The organism is Knoellia sp. Soil729 (genome assembly GCF_001427985.1).
In the GTDB taxonomy this organism is placed as follows: Bacteria; Actinomycetota; Actinomycetes; order Actinomycetales; family Dermatophilaceae; genus Knoellia.
This window is the reverse complement of sequence record NZ_LMSA01000001.1, coordinates 651,625-669,789: the sequence shown is the minus strand read 5'-3', so window position 1 is coordinate 669,789 and position 18,165 is coordinate 651,625. Positions and strand designations below refer to the sequence as shown.

15 protein-coding genes are annotated in these 18,165 nt (G+C 69.9%); 7 read left to right on the top strand and 8 right to left on the bottom strand.

The features are described 5' to 3' along the window. Positions 1–141 precede the first annotated feature (141 nt). Positions 142–1,512, bottom strand: a complete 1,371-nt coding sequence (locus ASG74_RS03045) for a PucR family transcriptional regulator (RefSeq protein WP_056138823.1) — start codon at positions 1,510–1,512, stop codon at positions 142–144. 36 nt (positions 1,513–1,548) lie between these two features. On the opposite strand from ASG74_RS03045, the gene ASG74_RS03040 reads away from it, so the two are divergent. From ASG74_RS03040 to ASG74_RS03020, 5 genes are all read left to right on the top strand, one after another. Continuing rightward, positions 1,549–2,244 (top strand): oxamate carbamoyltransferase subunit AllH family protein, encoded by a 696-nt coding sequence (locus ASG74_RS03040; protein WP_056138821.1) that lies wholly within the window; start codon positions 1,549–1,551, stop codon positions 2,242–2,244. Then, positions 2,241–3,719 (top strand): FdrA family protein, encoded by a 1,479-nt coding sequence (locus ASG74_RS03035; RefSeq protein ID WP_056138819.1) that lies wholly within the window; start codon positions 2,241–2,243, stop codon positions 3,717–3,719. The genes ASG74_RS03040 and ASG74_RS03035 overlap by 4 nt, the downstream gene beginning before the upstream one ends. Then, entirely contained in the window at positions 3,716–5,128 is a 1,413-nt protein-coding gene (locus ASG74_RS03030) for a DUF1116 domain-containing protein (protein ID WP_056138817.1), read from the top strand. The genes ASG74_RS03035 and ASG74_RS03030 overlap by 4 nt, the downstream gene beginning before the upstream one ends. Positions 5,129–5,242: 114 nt before the next feature. Then, the gene (locus ASG74_RS03025) at positions 5,243–6,457 is read left to right on the top strand and encodes a cation:proton antiporter (protein ID WP_235498782.1); all 1,215 of its coding nucleotides are present in this window, start codon (positions 5,243–5,245) and stop codon (positions 6,455–6,457) included. Between the two features lie 64 nt (positions 6,458–6,521). Next, the gene (locus ASG74_RS03020) at positions 6,522–7,385 is read left to right on the top strand and encodes a bifunctional methylenetetrahydrofolate dehydrogenase/methenyltetrahydrofolate cyclohydrolase (RefSeq protein WP_056139579.1); all 864 of its coding nucleotides are present in this window, start codon (positions 6,522–6,524) and stop codon (positions 7,383–7,385) included. A gap of 130 nt (positions 7,386–7,515) precedes the next feature. On the opposite strand, the gene ASG74_RS03015 is transcribed toward ASG74_RS03020, so the two are convergent. From ASG74_RS03015 to ASG74_RS03000, 4 genes are all read right to left on the bottom strand, one after another. Continuing rightward, entirely contained in the window at positions 7,516–8,559 is a 1,044-nt protein-coding gene (locus tag ASG74_RS03015; protein WP_056138813.1) for a glutathione synthetase, read from the bottom strand. Then, positions 8,556–9,731: a tyrosine/phenylalanine carboxypeptidase domain-containing protein gene (locus tag ASG74_RS03010; protein WP_056138811.1), complete on the bottom strand. Its 1,176-nt coding sequence runs from the start codon at positions 9,729–9,731 to the stop codon at positions 8,556–8,558. The genes ASG74_RS03015 and ASG74_RS03010 overlap by 4 nt, the downstream gene beginning before the upstream one ends. Further along, the gene (locus ASG74_RS03005) at positions 9,728–10,549 is read right to left on the bottom strand and encodes an N-formylglutamate amidohydrolase (RefSeq protein WP_056138809.1); all 822 of its coding nucleotides are present in this window, start codon (positions 10,547–10,549) and stop codon (positions 9,728–9,730) included. The genes ASG74_RS03010 and ASG74_RS03005 overlap by 4 nt, the downstream gene beginning before the upstream one ends. Positions 10,550–10,659: 110 nt before the next feature. After that, positions 10,660–11,649 carry a malate dehydrogenase gene (locus ASG74_RS03000; RefSeq protein WP_056139577.1) on the bottom strand — a complete coding sequence of 330 codons (990 nt, stop codon included), beginning with the start codon at positions 11,647–11,649 and terminating at the stop codon, positions 10,660–10,662. Positions 11,650–11,746: 97 nt separating this feature from the next. Between ASG74_RS03000 and galE the strand changes: the two genes are divergently transcribed. Together galE and ASG74_RS02990 are read left to right on the top strand one after the other, a co-directional pair. Then, a complete protein-coding gene (gene galE, locus ASG74_RS02995; protein WP_056138807.1) occupies positions 11,747–12,760 on the top strand; it encodes a UDP-glucose 4-epimerase GalE in 1,014 nt (337 codons plus the stop codon). Continuing rightward, positions 12,757–13,215 carry a GNAT family N-acetyltransferase gene (locus ASG74_RS02990; protein ID WP_200942507.1) on the top strand — a complete coding sequence of 153 codons (459 nt, stop codon included), beginning with the start codon at positions 12,757–12,759 and terminating at the stop codon, positions 13,213–13,215. The genes galE and ASG74_RS02990 overlap by 4 nt, the downstream gene beginning before the upstream one ends. 45 nt (positions 13,216–13,260) lie before the next feature. On the opposite strand, the gene ASG74_RS02985 is transcribed toward ASG74_RS02990, so the two are convergent. The 3 genes from ASG74_RS02985 to aqpZ form a co-directional block, all read right to left on the bottom strand. Further along, positions 13,261–14,982 carry a hypothetical protein gene (locus tag ASG74_RS02985; protein WP_056138805.1) on the bottom strand — a complete coding sequence of 574 codons (1,722 nt, stop codon included), beginning with the start codon at positions 14,980–14,982 and terminating at the stop codon, positions 13,261–13,263. Between the two features lie 74 nt (positions 14,983–15,056). Next, positions 15,057–17,267 carry an NADP-dependent isocitrate dehydrogenase gene (locus ASG74_RS02980; RefSeq protein ID WP_056138803.1) on the bottom strand — a complete coding sequence of 737 codons (2,211 nt, stop codon included), beginning with the start codon at positions 17,265–17,267 and terminating at the stop codon, positions 15,057–15,059. A 69-nt stretch (positions 17,268–17,336) separates the two neighbouring features. Further along, positions 17,337–18,161, bottom strand: coding sequence for an aquaporin Z (gene aqpZ, locus ASG74_RS02975; RefSeq protein ID WP_056139573.1), 825 nt, complete (start codon positions 18,159–18,161; stop codon positions 17,337–17,339). Positions 18,162–18,165: the final 4 nt, after the last annotated feature.

The window sequence follows — 18,165 nt, the reverse complement described above, 5'->3', positions numbered from 1 at the left end:
ATCTGTGACAGTCGCCCGCACGGACCGTTGGCAACTCGGTGTGGCCGCGGTCACCGGGCGTCGTAAGCGTCATCGTGGCACGGTCGCCAGCCCCGCGGACCAGGTCTGGAGCAACTCGCCGGAGCGCGAGGAGGAAGCGGGTCAGACGCCGCGCATCTGGCGGATGCGCAGGGCCAGCGCGAGCGTCAGCCGCAGCTGCGGGTCGCTCGTGAACGGCCCGAGCATCTGCTCGAGCTTGGCGATCCGGTAGCGCAGCGTGTTGTAGTGGAAGAACAGGATGCGGGCGGTCTCGGCGACGTTGAGGTTGGTGTCGATGAGCACCTGCAGCGTCTGGCGCAGGTCGGCATAGGACGACTGGTCGTCGGTCGCGAGCTCGCCCAGCGCCTCGTCGACGAACGCCCTCAGGTCGGCCGTGTCGGGGATGAGAGACAGCAGCCGATAGATGCCGAGGCCGTCGAAGTGCATGACCGCGGACTCGCCCTGCATCTGGCGCCCGACGGCCACCGCGCGCAGCGCCTCGGCATAAGCGCGCGGGATGTCGGCGACGGAGTCCACCGGGCGTGAGACCCCGGTCGAGAAGGAGCGCCGTCCACCGCCGCCGTCTCCGCGCACGATCTTGACGACCTCGCCGACGTTGCGCATGACGGTCTCGTGAGCACCCTCTCCCTCGGAGGGGGCCGGCAGCAGGGCGACGACCTCCTGCGAGAAGCCGGCCACCGGTGCCTTGGGCTCCCGGGTGCGCACCGCCTGGACCCACGCCCGCACGAATCGCTCCTGGAGAGAACGCAGCTCGTCGCTGTCACGGGTGGTCTGGTCGTCGTCCTCGTCCGTCTCCGCGACGACGACGACCATGCGCCGGTCGAGGTCCCAGCCCAGTGAGGCGGCGTGGGCGACGGCCTCGGCGGGACCACCGCCGCGGCCGACCAGGGTGTCGCGCAGGAACTCGGCGCGGTACTTGCTCTGCACCGTCGAGACGGCCTGCTCCTTGGTGATCGCCAGGGCGGCCACGGTGGCTGCGCGCTCGAGTCCGTGCACGTCCGTCGTCGTCAGCACCCGCCCGGGGGTGAACACGGCCAGCAGCCCGTGGTCGGAGGTGCCGGCGACGATGCGCACCATCGTCCGCTCCGACTTCACGGCTCCGCTCTCGCGCACCCCCACGGGTTCGTCCTCGACGATGAGCCGGCCGGTGCGGTCGAAGCAGTCCAGGGCCAGGACGCCGGCGAGGTCCTCGTCGGCTCCAGCAGTCGTGATGATCCGCCCGTCCGTCGTCGCCACCATGGCGACGCCGGTGAAGAGGCCGACCAGCGCCTCGCAGAGGTCGACGAGCGTGCCCCCGCGCAGCACGGTCTGGACGAGGATCTGGTTGACCTCGTCCTCACGGCGCAACAGCTCGGCCTGGTGGTCGACAAGGCGACGCAGGGACTCCACCGTGGCGTCGCCCCCGGCGGCCTCCTCATGAGGCGATGGCAAGGTGTGGCCCTGAAGGGCGAGATCGTTGGCAACATTTACCATCCGGCCACTGTAGTCAGGCTGGCTAGCGTTCGAGGGGTGCATCCCACAATTCCGGCAGCGGCCTCTCCGCTCACGCTGGACCTCGTCGCGGGCCCGTCGCAGCAGGCGGTCGTCCTCGCGGCCTTCCCCACGGCGCTCTACCTCGGGCGGCCCGAGCACGCCAAGGTGCTGCCGGTCGTCACCCGCGACGCGCTCATCCTCCCGACGGCACTCCGGCTGGCCGAGCCCGGTCCCCACGACTGGGGCGTCGACGCTGGAGACGTCGTCACGCTGGGAGGCGGGCTCGTCGCCCTGCCCGGACACGGCATACGGGTCGTCCGTTCGTGGCGACCACGACGGGTGACCATCGGAAGCCCCAGCGCCGTCACGGTCGACTGGACCTCGCTGCTGGCCCAGGTCGGACGCGGCGAAGGGCTCACCCCGCGTGCCGATGACGTCCTCTGCGGAGCCCTGCTGGCCGCCCGCGCCCTGGGCGTGTCGTTGCCGGCGACCTTGCCCGTGGAGCGCACGACGAGCCTGTCGGCTTCACTTCTCGAGGCCGCTCATGCCGGGTATGCCGTGCCGGCCGTCATCGACCACGTCACCGCCGTCGTGGCCGGGTCCGCCGACACCACGTCGACTCGCGAGGCCGTGCTCGCCATCGGGCACACCTCGGGAGCAGGCCTGCTCGAAGGCATCGATCTTGTCCGCAACACCTCCCACTGCCCTCTGCCGGAAGGAATCCCGTCGTGAGTACCACCCACGTCGACCTGCGCCGAGGCGCCTACCACGACTCCGTGACGCTGCTGCAGGTCTCGCGCACCGTCGCTGACGTCGATGGCGTCGAGGCCGCCCAGGTCGCCATGGCGACCGAGCTCAACGTCGAGGTGCTCACCGGGATGGGCTTCGACGTCCCCGAGGGCGCCGGCCCCAACGACCTCGTCGTCGCCGTGCGCGCCGCCGACGAGGACGCGGTGGCTGCGGGAGTTGCTGCTGCCGAGGCCGCCCTGTCCGCGAAGTCCGCACCGAGCGGTGGCTTCGGTGACGCGCCGGCACCACGCACCACCGCGGCAGCGATCCGTGCAGGCGGCGCCGAGATCGCCCTCATCTCCGTCCCCGGGCGCTATGCCACCACCGAGGCGCTCGACGCCATCGGTGCCGGCGCCTCGGTGATGTTGTTCTCGGACAACGTGTCCGTCGAGGACGAAGTCATGCTCAAGGACGCCGCCGCGCGGGCCGACGTCCTCGTCATGGGCCCCGACTGCGGCACCGCCAGCGTCGGGGGAGTGGCCTTGGGCTTCGCCAACGTCGTCAGCTCGGGCCCGATCGGCATGGTCGCCGCCTCCGGGACCGGCGCCCAGCAGCTCATGTGCCTCCTCGACGCCGCCGGGCTCGGGATCTCGCACTGCCTCGGTGTCGGTGGCCGCGACCTCAAGACGGCTGTCGGCGGGCGCTCCACCCGCCAGGCGCTCGCCGCTCTGGCAGCCGACCCCGCGACGACCTCGATCGTCGTCGTCTCGAAGCCGCCGGACGAGGAGGTCCTCGCGGACCTCGAGTCGTATGCCGCAGGGCTGGGTCTGCCGGTTCGCTGGGCCACGCTCGGCGCGGGCCGGCCTGATCTCACCACCGCGCTCGAGGCAGTGCTCGAGGCCGAGGGTCACGACGTGCCCGAGTGGCCGAAGTGGGTGGCGGACGGTGATCCCGCGCCGGGCTCGGTGACGGGCAGCCTGCGCGGCCTCTTCTGCGGCGGCACGCTGGCCGACGACGCGATGCTCCTGGCTGCCGAGAGCCTGGGCGACATCCGCTCCAACATCCCGCTGCGTGACGACCTCGCCCTCGGCTCCGACCTCAAGCACGATGGCCACGTGGTCATCGACTTCGGTGACGACGGCCTGACCCAGGGCCGTGCGCACCCGATGATCGACCCGACCCTGCGCATGGAGCGCATCGCCGCCGAGGCCGCCGACCCCAGCTGTGGCGTTCTCCTGCTCGACCTCGTCCTGGGCTACGGCGCGCACCAGGACCCGGCTGGCGAGCTCGCCGAGGCCATCCGCGACGCCAAGCAGGGCCGCGAGCTGCCGGTCGTCGTGTCCGTCACCGGCACCGAGGGCGACCCCCAGGGCCTGACCCGCACTGCCGAGACGCTCGCCGCGGCGGGCGCGTCCGTCTTCCTGTCCAACCGCGATGCCACCCGGCACGCCCTCACCTTCCTCGGGAGCGCGTCATGACCGAAACTGCGCAGCCACTGCACGGCCTGCTGTCCGCCGAGTCGCCGTCCGTGGCCACGTCGGGAGTCCAGCTCTTTGCTGACGCCCTTCGGGGCCAGGCCGTCTCTGTCACCGAGAGTGACTGGCAGCCGCCGATGGAGGGCACCGAGGCCGACCTGGCCAAGGTCATGGCCGACGCGCGCCGCGCCGAAGCCAACGCCACGGCATACGCACGCATGACCGCGTCGACCGCCGAGCTCTGCGACGTCAAGCAGGCCAAGGACGCCCTCGGTCTCGAGCGTGGCACCTTCCTGCACGCCGGTCCGCCCATCGACTGGGAGCGCGCCTCCGGTCCGCTGCGCGGTGCGTTCATCGGTGCGGTGCTCTTCGAGGGACTGGCCGACAACGCGGAGGAGGCCGAGAAGGCGCTCGCCGCAGGCACGTTCACCTTCGAGCCATGCCACCACCGCGACGCAGTGGGTCCCATGGCGGGCGTCGTGTCGCCGTCGATGTGGATGTACGGCCTGCGCGACGAGGTCCACGACGCGTGGTCCTGGTGCTCGCTCAACGAGGGTTTGGGCAAGGTCCTGCGCTACGGCGCCTACGGGCCCGAGGTCGTGGACCGTCTGCACTGGATGACGGACGTGCTCGGCCCGATCCTCCAGCAGTCGGTGCGCAGCACCGGTCCGTTCGACATCAAGTCGATCCTCGCCCAGATGCTCCAGATGGGCGACGAGGGCCACAACCGCAACCGTGCCGGCTCGCTCATGCTGCTGCGTGAGCTCCTGCCCGGCATGATCACCGCCGACGCGAGCTCGACCGACATCGCCGAGGCGGTGCGCTTCTCCGGCGCCAACGAGCACTTCTTCCTCAACCTCGGTATGCCGGCCTGCAAGCTCGCGACGATGGCGGCACACGGCATACCCGGTTCGTCGCTCGTGACGACCATGGCGCGCAACGGGACCGACTTCGGGATCCGGGTCTCCGGCACTGGCGACGAGTGGTTCACCGGCCCGGCCAACACTCCCGAGGGGCTCTTTCTCGGCGACTACGGTCCCGATGACGCCAACCCCGACATCGGCGACTCGGCCATCACCGAGACGGGCGGCATCGGTGGCTTCGCGATGGCTGCGGCACCCGCGATCGTCAAGTTCGTCGGCGGCGACGTGGCGTTCGCGCTGCGGGCGACGCAGACGATGTACGAGATCACGCTGGGGGAGCACCCGATGTTCCAGGTGCCGATCCTCGACTTCCGCGGCACCCCGACGGGCATCGACGTGGTGTCGGTCGTGCGGACCGGGATCCTGCCGCAGATCAACACCGGCATGGCGGGGCGGGTGGCCGGCACTGGGCAGGTCGGAGCCGGGCTCGTGACCCCACCGGCCGAGTGCTTCCCGGCTGCGCTGGCAGCGTTGGCCACCCGCACCTGACCCGCGATTCCCTTGCGTCTGCGGATGTGGCTGCCCTGGCGACCACTTCCGCAGACGCACGGTGGGCACTGCCTCACAGCGACCGACGCCTGACAGGCATTAGCGTGAGTGCTCGTGCTGCTCCTTGCCTTCGCCGGAACACTGTTCGTTGCGGTGTTGCTCTCCCACCGCGCCAACCGGACCATCCTGTCCACCGCGGTGCTCTTCCTTGTCGCAGGAATCGTCCTGGGCGACGGCCTCATCGGCGCGATCAGCTTTGACGCAGAGGATGAGACGGTCTCCGTCATCGCCGAGATCGCCCTGTTTGCCGTGCTCTTCACTGACGGGATGCGGGCTGGCTGGTCTGACCTGAGAGCAGCCTGGCGGTTGCCGGGGCGGGCGCTGTTGCTGGGTCTGCCGCTCACGCTGGCCATCACCGCCGTGCTCGCGCACTACCTCGTGGGTCTGGGCTGGCCCCAGGCGCTGCTCATCGGCGCGATTCTGTCACCCACCGACCCTGTCTTCGCGTCCGCTCTCGTCGGCAACGCGCGGGTGCCCGGTCGGCTCCGGCACCTGCTCAACGTCGAGTCCGGGGTCAACGACGGCCTGGCGCTGCCCTTCGTCGTCATCTTCCTGGCGCTGTCCCAGGGCAGCAAGGATCTCGAGCTGGGGCCTCTGGCCGGTGAGCTCGCTCTCGGTCTGGCCATCGGCGTGGTGCTGCCCTGGGTCGCCATCTCGCTGGAGAACACCTCGTTCTTCCGCGCCTCGCACGCCTACGAGCCGCTGAGCGCGCTGGCCGTGGGGCTCCTCGTGTTCGCTGCCGCCAGCCTCACCCACGCCAATCTCTTCATTGCCTCGTTCGCGGCCGGAATCACCTTGGCCAGTGTCGGGCCGCACCAGGCCGAGCGGTTCACCGAGTTCGGGGAGCTCATCTCCGAGCTGCTCAAGCTTGGGGCACTCCTGGTCTTCGGGGCGCTCATCACGCCGATGTTCGTCGACGAGATCGACGTGTGGGGGTGGCTGCTCGCCGTGCTGGCCATCGTCGTGGCCCGTCCGGTCGCGCTGTGGCTCTCGTTCCTCGGCAGTCACCTGAGCATGCGAGAGCAGGCGGCGGCGATGTGGTTCGGACCCAAGGGCTTTGCCTCGGTCGTCTACGGGCTGCTCGTCGTGGACTCCGGCATACCCGACAGTGACCTCATCTTCCACCTCGTCGCCCTCACCGTGGTGATCTCGATCATCCTGCACTCTTCGACCGACGTCGTGGTGGCGCGCGCCTTCGACGAGGCCGGGGAGACACCTCAGTGGCAGGGATCCGTCGCGGTCGAGGAGGGGGCGCCCCGACGAGAATGACGCTGTACCCCCCCCGGCAGCGAGGGGCGAGGACGTCGCTGGCCGGCGTGACAGGATGACCAGCGTGACTGCGACGACTCTGGATGGCAAGGCAATCCTCGCGACGATCAAGGAGGAGCTTCGCGGCCGGGTCGCCCGGCTTGCCGAGCAGGGCATCACTCCCGGGCTGGGCACCGTGCTCGTCGGCGAGGACCCCGGCAGCAGGTGGTACGTCAACGCCAAGCACAAGGACTGCGCCGAGATCGGCCTGTCGAGCATCCGCCGCGACCTCCCGGCTGACTCGAGCCTCGACGACGTCCTCACCGTGGTGCGTGAGCTCAACGCCGACCCGGACTGCACCGGCTTCCTCGTGCAGCAGCCCACTGGCCTCGACGAGAACCGCATCCTCGCCGAGGTGGACCCGGCCAAGGACGTCGACGGCCTGCACCCGACCAACCTGGGCTGGCTCGTCCTGGGCCAGGAGGCGCCCCTGCCGTGCACCCCCGTCGGCGTGGTGGAGCTGCTGCGCCGCTACGACGTGCCGATCGCGGGGGCCCGGGTGGTCGTCGTGGGCCGTGGCATCACCGTCGGCCGGCCCCTCTCGCTCATCCTCACGCGCCGCTCCGAGAACGCCACCGTCGTGCAGTGCCACACGGGCACCGTCGACCTCGCCGCCGAGGTCCGCCGCGCCGACATCGTCATCGCCGCGGCCGGAGTCCCCGGCCTCATCACCGGCAACATGGTCAAGCCGGGAGCCGCCGTCCTCGACGTCGGCGTGAGCCGGGTCGTCGAGGACGGCAAGTCGGTCATCGCCGGTGACGTCGCCGCCGACGTGGCCGAGGTCGCCGGCTGGGTCAGCCCCAACCCCGGCGGCGTCGGGCCGATGACCCGGGCCATGCTGCTCACCAACGTCGTCGAGATCGCCGAGAAGCAGGCTGCCCTTCGCTGACCGCACGACCGTTGCCCGTCACCGGTGCGTGCGCGGAAGAGGTCGCTGGAGCAGCCACATCCGCAGACGCAAGGGGTCAGGTGGTCCTTGCCGCGTATGCCGTCCGCTCGCCGCCCGCCGGCGGCTCACCTCAGAGGGTCGCGAGCCGGAGGTTGGTCAGCTCGTTGGGGTAGTGGCGCTTGATCCCGACCTTGCGCTCGAGGTCCGCGATGATCGGCGGCGCGTAGTCGTGGCCGTAGAGGTTCTCGCAGGAGCCCAGACCGCCCGGGCTGAAGACGTTGACCTCCATGAGCTTGTCGCCCACGATGTCGAGGCCCACGAGGAACATGCCGTCGGCAACGAGCTTGGGGCGCACGGCCTCGACGAGGGCGAGCATCTCGTCGGTGACCGCAACCTTGCTCGCCTTGCCGCCGGCCGACATGTTGCTGCGCAGGTCATCGCTGTTGCTCTTGCGACGGAAGGCGGCGATCTGGCCGTCGATCTCGAGCGGGCGCCCGTTCATGACGAACATGCGCACGTCGCCGTCGCTGGCGGCGGGCAGGTACTCCTGCGCCACGACGTAGCCGTCGCGGGCGATCGCCTCGATGATCTGGCTGAGGTTGGGCGACTCCTCGCTGTTGACGAGGAAGACCCCGCTGCCACCCGAGCCCTGCAGCGGCTTGAGCACGGCCCGTCCCCCGAGGTCGGCGATGAATCCCGAGATCCGATCCTCGTCGCGCGTGATGAGCGTCTGGGGTCGCACCGCCTCGGGGAAGTGCTGGAAGTAGGCCTTGGACAGCGCCTGGGCGAGGTTGGTGGGGTCGTTGACGACGAGCACCCCCGAACTCGCGAACAGCTCGCCGAACGCGACCGCCGCGGTGTTGGCCCACGGGCGGTCCTCGGCGTCCTCGGCGGGGTCGTTGCGCAGCATGACGACGTCGAACTCGCCGAGCGGGAGCTGCTGCTCGACGTCGGGCTTCTGCACGTCGTCGAGGAAGCGCTCGAGCGACCGGTAGTTCTTCGCCTTTCCGCCGCGAGCGCGAGCGGTGAGCGACCCGTCCGGCTCGTAGGCGAAGTCACCGATGCCCATGAGGAAGGCCTCGTGCCCCATCTGCCTCGCCGCCATGGCCAGTCGGGTGGTCGTGTACACGGGCTTCTCGCTCATGACGTCGTTGACGACGAATCCGATCTTCATGCTGCTCCTTCGATGAGGCGTGCCACGTCGTCGGCCCGGTCGGCCGCGGTGGTGAGTCGATCTGTCGAGGCAGGGTCCTGGAGATAACGGGGGAGGAGACGCGGGCCGCGAAGGACCTCGCGGTCGGCGAGCTCACTGATGAGCGGCAGGTCCTGCAGCGAGAACTTCCCGAGCCACAGCAGGCCCAGCTCGCCGCCTCCGCGCAGGTGGACGAGGAGGTCCACGAGCCCGCGCAGGTAGATGGCGTCCTTGCTCAGGCCCCCGGAGCGGTAGGCGCGCATGGTCGTGGTGAACGCGCTGCTCTCGGGGAAGCCGTCGTCGACGAGCGCGCGCCAGGCGTCGACGAACGAGGCGCCGTCGTGCAGGCGGTTCACGGTGAGCACGCGGGCCGCGAGCTGCCGCAGCCGGAACGGGGTCAGCTGGCCGCACCCGATCTCGGCGAGCACGGCCAAGCCCTCCTGGGTCTCGTCGTAGCCGGCCAGGCCAGCGCCGAGCACCTGGATCGGCTGGGCCGCGCCGTTGACCTGGGTGACGAGATGGGTGCCCACCTCGTGCTGGAGCAGGGCGTTGGCGCGGGCGCGCTGGACGACGGAGTTGCGGTCGATGAGCAGCGTGTTGCCGGTGACCATGATCCCGTTGACGTCGTCCCGCATCTCGGCGTGGATGTCGATCTCGGGGTCGACCTCGCGGTAGTGGTCGATCTCGGCCTGGGCCAGCTCGAGGAACTCCGGCGCGCTCACCCGCTCGCCCTTGCCCTCCGTGCGCTCCACGCGGTCGAGGATGTTCTGCGCTTGGGTCCGCAGCTCGAGCGAGGTGCCGCCATAGAGCTCGATGCTCAGGGCGCTGAAGTCCGAGGTGTTGCGGGCCTTGAGCATGTCGAACTGCAGCGCGAGCTCACGGTGCTTCGCGCGCAGGAGGTGACCGAGCGTCGTGTCCTCGACCGTGGAGACGTCGATGTTCGACAACGCCTTGGACAGCACGTCCGGGTCGACCTCGAGCTCGCGGTAGGTGAACTCCGGCGGGGCGATGCGCCCCTCGAGGAAGTCCGCCTTGACTGCGTCCGCGTTGACCGGGGTGACGTCGAGGAGGAACTGCATGCCACCGGCGGTCTGGGCCAGGGCGTGGTCGATCGCGAGGTCGGCGACGGAGAGCTCGCTGGTGCCTGCACTCAAGCCGAGCCCTCCCTCGCCGAGGACACGGTGGCCAGCGCCGCCAGGACCGGCTCCACGCTCTGCGCGACGGCCTCGGCCAGCGCGTCGATGCGCTCGCGGTCGGGCTCGCCGCTCCACTCGTCCATGTAGGTCTTCTTGAACTCCAGCGCCAGCGCCACGCCCCGGTCCGGGTAGCGCTCGTGCACCCACCGGCACAGCTCAGCACCCTTGAAGCGCACGTTCTCGCGCACGTCGATCCGCCCACCGGGGGTCTGCTCACTGGCGACCGACTCCATGAAGGCGTCGACGACGGCGCCCCAGCGCCCGCGGTCGAGCGAGCCCGTGCCGACGTTGACCTCCGGGTTGCCCTCGAACGGCGCCTCCGGCCGGTCCGCACCGTCGCGGCGGTGGTTGTAGGAGTGGATGTCATAGAGCACGAACGGCCCTCGCGCGGCGACCTCGTCCAACCGTTCGCCCAGCTGCGCATAGAAGGCGTCGTGGAGGTCGCGGCTTCGCTCGGTGACGTCCTCGGGCAGGGGTGACTCGCGCCAGACCTCGAGGTCCCAAGCGTCCTCGGGACGACGGTAGACCGCCTCGTCCCGCGCGCGGTTGAGGTCGACCTCGAAGCGCGAGCGGTTCACGACGACGCGCGCCGGGCAGCGGGCCCCGATCGCGTCGGTGAACGGGTCCTCCTCGCGCAGCCGCGTCTCCTCGTCGAGGGACATCAGCTCGGCCACCTCGGGACGCAGGTCATGGCCCGTGTGGATGGCCGTGGCCACGTGCTGTCCGCTCCAGTCGCCGGACAGCGTGAAGGCTTCGGGCAGGTTTTCCTCAGGCATGTCCCCTGTCTACCTGACCACGGGACGCAAGAACGCGGCATACCTCCGAGTCTTTGGAGGTATGCCGCGTGCGTGCGGTGCGCTGTCAACGCACCGGTGTGCCGGTTTGGTCAGATGAGTCCCAGGCCCTTGACGGCGTCGCGCTCCTCGGCGAGCTCGGCCACGGAGGCGTCGATCTTGCCGCGGGAGAACTCGTCGATGTCGAGGCCCTGGACGATGCTCCACTGGCCGTCCTTGACGGTGACCGGGAAGGAGCTGATGAGGCCCTCCTGGACGCCGTAGGAGCCGTCGGAGCGCACGGCCATGGAGACCCAGTCGCCCTCGGCAGTGCCCTCGACCCAGGTGCGGGCGTGGTCGATCGTCGCGGACGCGGCGGAGGCGGCCGAGGACGCACCGCGGGCCTCGATGATCGCCGCGCCACGCTTGGCGACGGTCGGGATGAAGGTGTTGGCCAGCCACTCCTGGTCGCCGACCGCCTCGGCGGCGTTGCGCCCGCCGACCTCGGCGTGGAAGAGGTCGGGGTACTGCGTCGCGGAGTGGTTGCCCCAGATCGTCATCTTTGTGATGTCGGTGACGGGCACGCCGAGCTTGGCGGCGAGCTGGCTGATCGCGCGGTTGTGGTCGAGCCGCGTGAGCGCCGAGAACTGCGACGTGGGGATGTCGGGAGCGTTGCTCATCGCGATGAGCGCGTTGGTGTTGGCCGGGTTGCCGGTGACGGTGATGTGCACGTCGTCGGCCGCGACCTTGTTGAGGGCCTTGCCCTGGGGCGCGAAGATGCCGCCGTTGGCCTCGAGGAGGTCACCGCGCTCCATGCCGGGGCCGCGGGGGCGGGCGCCGACGAGCAGGGCGTGGTTGACGCCGTCGAAGACCTTCTCGGCGTCGTCGCCGATCTGGACACCGGCGAGCGTCGGGAAGGCGCAGTCGTCGAGCTCCATGACGACGCCCTCGAGAGCCTTGAGCGCCGGGGTGATCTCGAGCAGCCGCAGCTCGACGGGGGTGTCGGGACCCAGGAGGGCGCCGGACGCGATGCGGAACAGGAGGCTGTAGCCGATCTGACCGGCAGCGCCGGTCACGGCCACCTTGACGGGGGTTTGGCTCACGATGGACACCTCTTCTACGGGGCAGATGTTGGTCGCTCGTGACGCTATCAGCGCACGCAGAGGTGGCGTCACCGAGTCCGGCCCTAGGCTGAGCCGCATGCGCGTTCTCGTCTCGGGTGGTGCCGGCTACATCGGTTCGCACACCGTCATCCAGCTCATCGCCGCCGGGCACGACGTGATCGTCGTCGACTCGTTCGCGAACGCCAAGCCGTCCGTGGTGGGCCGCTTGGAGGCACTGACCGGTATGCCGTTGGACGTGCGGTCCTTCGACCTCACCGACCATGACAAGACCGAGCACCTGTTCGCCGACGAGCAGATCGACGCGGTCATCCACTTCGCGGGCTTCAAGGCGGTGGGGGAGAGCGTGGAGAAGCCGCTGGAGTACTACGAGAACAACCTCGTCTCGACCTTCTCGCTCGTACGGGCGATGCGGCGGCACGACGTGCGCAAGCTCGTCTTCTCCAGCTCGGCCACGGTCTACGGCGACAACGCGCAGGTCCCCATGCAGGAGGACGCGCCCACGAGCGCGACCAACCCCTACGGGTGGACCAAGGTGATGATCGAGCAGGTCCTGCGCGACGTGGCCGAGGCTGACCCGTCGTGGCGCATCGCGCTGCTGCGCTACTTCAACCCCGTGGGGGCGCACCCGAGCGGCACCATCGGCGAGGACCCGAGCGACATCCCCAACAACCTCATGCCCTTCATCGCGCAGGTGGCGGTGGGCCGCCGCGAGAAGCTGTCGATCTATGGCGGTGACTACCCGACGCCCGACGGCACCGGGGTGCGCGACTACATCCATGTCGAGGACCTTGCGGCCGGACACGTCGCGGCCCTGCACCGCCTCGGTCAGACCGACACCTCCGTCAACACCTGGAACCTCGGCACGGGGCACGGCACCTCGGTCCTGGAGATGCTGCACGCCTTCGAGCGGGCGGTCGGCCACGAGCTCGCCCACGAGGTCGTGGACCGGCGCCCCGGCGACATCGCCGAGTCGTACGCCGACCCCACCAAGGCGCAGGCCGAGCTCGGCTGGCGGGCCACCCGCACCGTCGACGACATGTGTGTCGACACGTGGCGGTGGCAGAGCGCCAACCCCGACGGCTACCCGTGAGCCGTGGGACGGTGGCGGTCCGGCGCGCGACGCGTGAGGACGTGCCCGCGATCGTCGCGCTCCTCGTCGACGACCCGCTCGGGGCGACCCGGGAGACGCAGGGCGAGCCCACGGCCTACCTGAGAGCCTTTGAGGCGATCGACTCCGATCCGGCGCACGAGCTCGTCGTCCTCGATGACGGCGGTGAGGTGGTCGGGACGTTGCAGCTCACGCTGCTGCCCGGCCTGTCCCGTGGCGGCGCACTGCGGGCCCAGGTCGAGGCGGTGCGCGTGGCGTCGAGCCGGCGCGGTCACGGCCTCGGTGAGCAGCTCGTCACTTGGGCGGTCGAGGAGTCGCGCCGTCGGGGAGCCGTGATCGTGCAGCTCACGACCGACGCCAGCCGCGCGGACGCCCACCGCTTCTACGAGCGGCTCGGCTTCGTCGCGAGCCACGTCGGCATGAAGCTCTCGCTCTGACAACGCGCCGTGAAAGCAGCGACGACGGCCGTGTGCTGGGCGGCGTCACGGTCCGGCACACGCCGTTGGGGACACGCTGACTGGCTCAAGCACCGAGACCACAGGGACATGAGGTGCCGGATCACCTGCGGTCGGCGCCGGACGGGGCCCGGGGAACGTCGCGACCACCCGGTAGTCGCCGGGTAGCTCGACGCCGAACGGCTCGAGCACCTCGTCCGGGATGGCCCGGGGCTGTTCCGGCGCCCAGAGGACGAGTGCCCGATCGAGGTCGCAGCGGGCAGGGGCGATGCTCGTGCGCGCCGCATGGAGGCTCTCGGGGTAACCGCCGATGACCCATCCGGACGCCAGCGGTCGCGCGCCCCACGCCCAGACGACGCCGGGGGAGGCGCCGGTGAGGTCGAGAACCTTCGTGGAGCGGGTCACGCCGAGACGGTCGCCGACATCGAGCATCTGAGTGACGAGCCCAGCCTCCTGCGGAGGTAGCCGCATCATGGTCCCGTCGTGCGAGACCCGGGCGTCGACGGTCTTTGTGAGGGAAGTGCTGCGGTAGGGGTCCAGTGGTGTGATGACTGCCGAGACGAGAGCCGTGTATGCCGCGAGCCCGCCTGCCGCTGCCGCAGCGGCACCGGTCGTGCCGACGAGCAGGAGGACCGCGAGGAACCAGAAGACGACGCACTGGCCCGACCAGTGCCAGAGGTTGTTGTTCGTCCCGAAGGCGTACGCCAAGGGAAGGAGCACGAGGAGGACCACCAGGCGAATCCGGACCGTCTCAGGGCCAGGCATGCCGTCGCCTCCCCGCATGACGAGGACGACGGCGACCGCACCGAGGAGCCCGAAAAGGGTCAGAGCCGCGGTCGGCAGCAGCAGGTCGATCGACGCGATCATCCCGACGTCCCGCCACCTCCAGAGGCTTGCCACAGCTACGGCGACGGACACCGATCCGAGGACGAGCCCCACGACAGGACGGTGTCGACCGAGCAATCCGGCCGCGGCTCCACCCAGCGCGGCGGCCCCGAGGCCGAGGAACACTTGTGCCGAACGGAGGAATGGATCCCGTCGGACGAGGCGAGCGTGCCCGACGGTCGCCTCCACTCCCCGCTGCACCACCTCGACGAGACCGGCGAGGTGGCCAGGCGTGACCATGACAAGGGCGGCGAGGCAGGTGACGAGGACGGCGAGTGCCGCGAGGACCGGCCGGGGCCCCGTACGCCGCCACGGCGTGGTGAACAGGACCGCCGCGCCGAGGACCAGCGCCGTAGTGGGCTTGCCCATCACGGCGGCCGCTCCGGCAGCGCCGACGAGGGCGCCCCCAAGCATGGGCCGCCGCCCGCTCCAAGCCCACACGCACCCAAGTGCTGCGGCAGCCATGGCCAGCCACGTGAGGGTGTTGTAGGACGGGGTCGCCGGAAGGGTCGACATGGGGAGGAAGGCGAGCGCCACTGCCACCGCGCAGACGCAGGCCACCGCGAATCGGCCGGGGCGGGTCCGCGAAGGGGCCAGTCGCAGGACTGCGAGGGTCAGACTGGCCGTGAGGAGGGCGACGAGCCCGGACGACACGAGCCGCAGGCCGACCACTGACCCACCGAGGACGGCGTACACGGGGTGCCAGACCCACCCGAAGAGCAGGGCCGTGGCCGTCGAGTCCCCGGGATGGGCAATCTCGGTGAGGTAGTAACCCTCGTCCGTGAGGTCGAGGCCCCGCGGTAGCGACCACAGCAGGATGGCGAGTGATGCCGTGGCAGCGACGGCAGGGCCAATCCACGGCACCGCCGCCCTCGTGGAGTCACGGAGAGCGGCGGTGCGTGGTGTGCGTGATAGTGAGGCCACGCGCGGTCGCGTGGTCAGAGCAGGATGGCGAGCGCGTTGTTGAAGGTTGTCGACGGGCGCATGACGGCGCTGACCTTGGCCTCGTCGGGGCGGTAGTAGCCACCGATGTCGGCCGGCGAGCCCTGCACGGCGAGCAGCTCGTCGTTGATCTTCTGCTCGTCGGAGGTGAGCTTGTCCGCGACGCTGGCGAACGCGGCTGCGAGGTCGGCGTCGTCAGTCTGCTTGGCCAGCTCCTGCGCCCAGTAGAGCGCGAGGTAGAAGTGGCTGCCGCGGTTGTCGATCTGGCCGACCTTGCGCGCGGGACCCTTGTTCTCCTGCAGCAAGGTCTCGGTGGCGCGGTCGAGCGTCTCAGCGAGGACGCGGGCCTTGGCGTTGTCGGTCGAGTCGGCGAGGTGGCGGAACGACTCGGCCAGGGCCATGAACTCACCGAGGCTGTCCCAGCGCAGGTAGTTCTCCTGCACGAGCTGCTGCACGTGCTTGGGAGCCGAGCCACCGGCACCGGTCTCGAAGAGGCCTCCGCCGGCCATGAGCGGCACGACCGAGAGCATCTTGGCTGAGGTGCCGAGCTCGAGGATCGGGAAGAGGTCGGTGTTGTAGTCACGCAGCACGTTGCCGGTCACCGAGATGGTGTCCTCGCCGCGGCGGATCCGCTCGATGGAGAACTTGGTGGCCTCGACGGGGTTGAGGATCTGGATGTCCAGACCGTCGGTGTCTTCGTCGGCGAGGTAGGTGTTGACCTTGGCGATGAGGTTGGCGTCGTGGGCTCGCTTGTCGTCGAGCCAGAAGATGGCCGGCGTCTGCGAGGCGCGGGCGCGGGTCACGGCGAGCTTGACCCAGTCGCGGATCGGGGCGTCCTTGGTCTGGCACGCACGCCAGATGTCGCCGGGCTGCACGTCGTGCTCCATGAGGACGTCGCCCGCAGAGTTGACGACCTGGACCTTGCCGGCCGCGGCGATCTCGAACGTCTTGTCGTGCGAGCCGTACTCCTCGGCCTTCTGGGCCATGAGACCGACGTTGGGCACCGACCCCATCGTCGTGGGGTCGTAGGCGCCGTTGGCCCGGCAGTCGTCGATGACGGCTTGGTAGACACCGGCGTACGAGCTGTCCGGGATGACCGCGAGGGTGTCGTGCTCGTCGCCGTCGGGGCCCCACATGTGGCCGGAGGTGCGGATCATCGCGGGCATGGACGCGTCGACGATGACGTCACTGGGGACGTGGAGGTTGGTGATGCCCTTGTCGGAGTTGACCATCGCCAGCTCGGGACCGGCGGCGAGCCCGGCCTCGATGTCGGCCCGGATCTCGTCACCGTTGTCGACCTCGGAGAGTCCGCCGAGGATGGCACCCAGACCGTTGTTGGGGGAGAGGCCCGCGGCCTCCAGGGCGGCTCCGTGCTTCTCGAAGACCTGGGGCAGGAACGCGCGCACGACGTGGCCGAAGATGATCGGGTCCGAGACCTTCATCATCGTGGCCTTGAGGTGGACGCTGAAGAGGACGCCGTCGGCCTTGGCCTTGGCGATCTGCTCGGTGAGGAAGAGGTCGAGCGCGGCGGCGCGCAGAACGGTCGCGTCGACGACCTCGCCCTCGAGGACCTTGAGGCCCTCCTTGAGGGCGGTCGTGCCGGAGTCCGTGACGAGCTGGATCGTCAGGGTGTCGTCGGCAGGCAGGACAACCGACTGCTCGTTGCTCGCGAAGTCGTTCTGTCCCATCGTCGCGACGTTGGTCTTGCTGTCCGAGCTCCAGGCGCCCATCGAGTGCGGGTGTGCCTTCGCGTAGTTCTTGACGGCGGCGGGGGCGCGCCGGTCGGAGTTGCCCTCGCGCAGGACCGGGTTGACCGCGCTGCCCATGACCTTGCTGTAGCGGGCGTTTGCGTCCTTCTCGGCGTCCGTCTTGGGCTCGTCGCTGTAGGCCGGGAGGTCGAAGCCCTTGCCCTGCAGCTCCTTGATCGCAGCCTTGAGCTGCGGCACCGAGGCGCTGATGTTGGGAAGCTTGATGATGTTGGCCTCGGGCGTCGTCGCGAGCTGCCCGAGTTCGGCGAGTGCGTCCGCGACCCGCTGGTCCTCGGGGAGGAGGTCGGCGAAGTTCGCGAGGATGCGCGCCCCGACTGAGATGTCACGCGTCTCGACGTCGACGCCGGCGGTGGAGGCGAAGGCCTCGATGACCGGGAGGAAGGAGTAGGTCGCGAGGAGGGGTGCCTCGTCGGTGAGGGTGTAGATGATCTTCGCCATGCGGCGAATCTATCGAACACCACGACAAGCCGGTATGCCGCCCACGCACCGGCCCCTGTGGCTGGTCGTTCAGAGGACTCGGGGAGCGTCCGGGTCGACGCCCGGGGCGACCATGACGTCCTCGAGGTCGACCTCGCCGGTGATGTCGCGGTCGCGCCGGTCGACACCGGTGATGAGGTGGAAGGTCGCGCCGGCGATGGCTCCGCCAACGAACGGTGCCAGCCAGAACAGCCACAGCTGGCCCGGTGCACCGTCGCCGTTGAAGAAGGCGACCGCCGTGGACCGTGCCGGGTTGACCGACGTGTTGGAGATCGGGATGGAGATGAGGTGGATGAGGGTCAGGCACAGCCCGATGGCCAGCGGCGCAAAGCCAGTGGGGGCGTTGTCGTGCGTCACGCCAAGGAAGACGTAGACAAAGAACATCGTCAGCAGGATCTCCGCGCACAGCACGGCCATGAGCGAGTAACCGCCGGGGGAGTGCTCGCCGTAGCCGTTGGCCGCCATGTTGCCGGTGGCGTCGAAGAGGTCACGCCCGCTGGCGATGGCCCACAGCGCGGTGCCGGCCGCCAAGCCACCGAGGACCTGCGCAATGACGTAGCCGGGCACGTCCTTCCACTCGAAGCGCTTCGCGATGGCGACGCCCACCGTCACCGCGGGGTTGAAGTGGGCTCCGGAGACGTGCCCCACGGCATACGCCATGGTCACGACCGTCAGGCCGAAGGCGAGGGCCACGCCGAGGAAGCCGATGCCGAGGTGCACCGGTGACCCGGAACCCAGCGTCGGGGTGGACAGGAAACCGGCGGCGAAGATCGCCGCCCCGCACCCTCCGAAGACCAACCAGAACGTGCCGACGAACTCGGCAATGAGGCGCTTGGACATCTGAGGGATCCGCATGTCG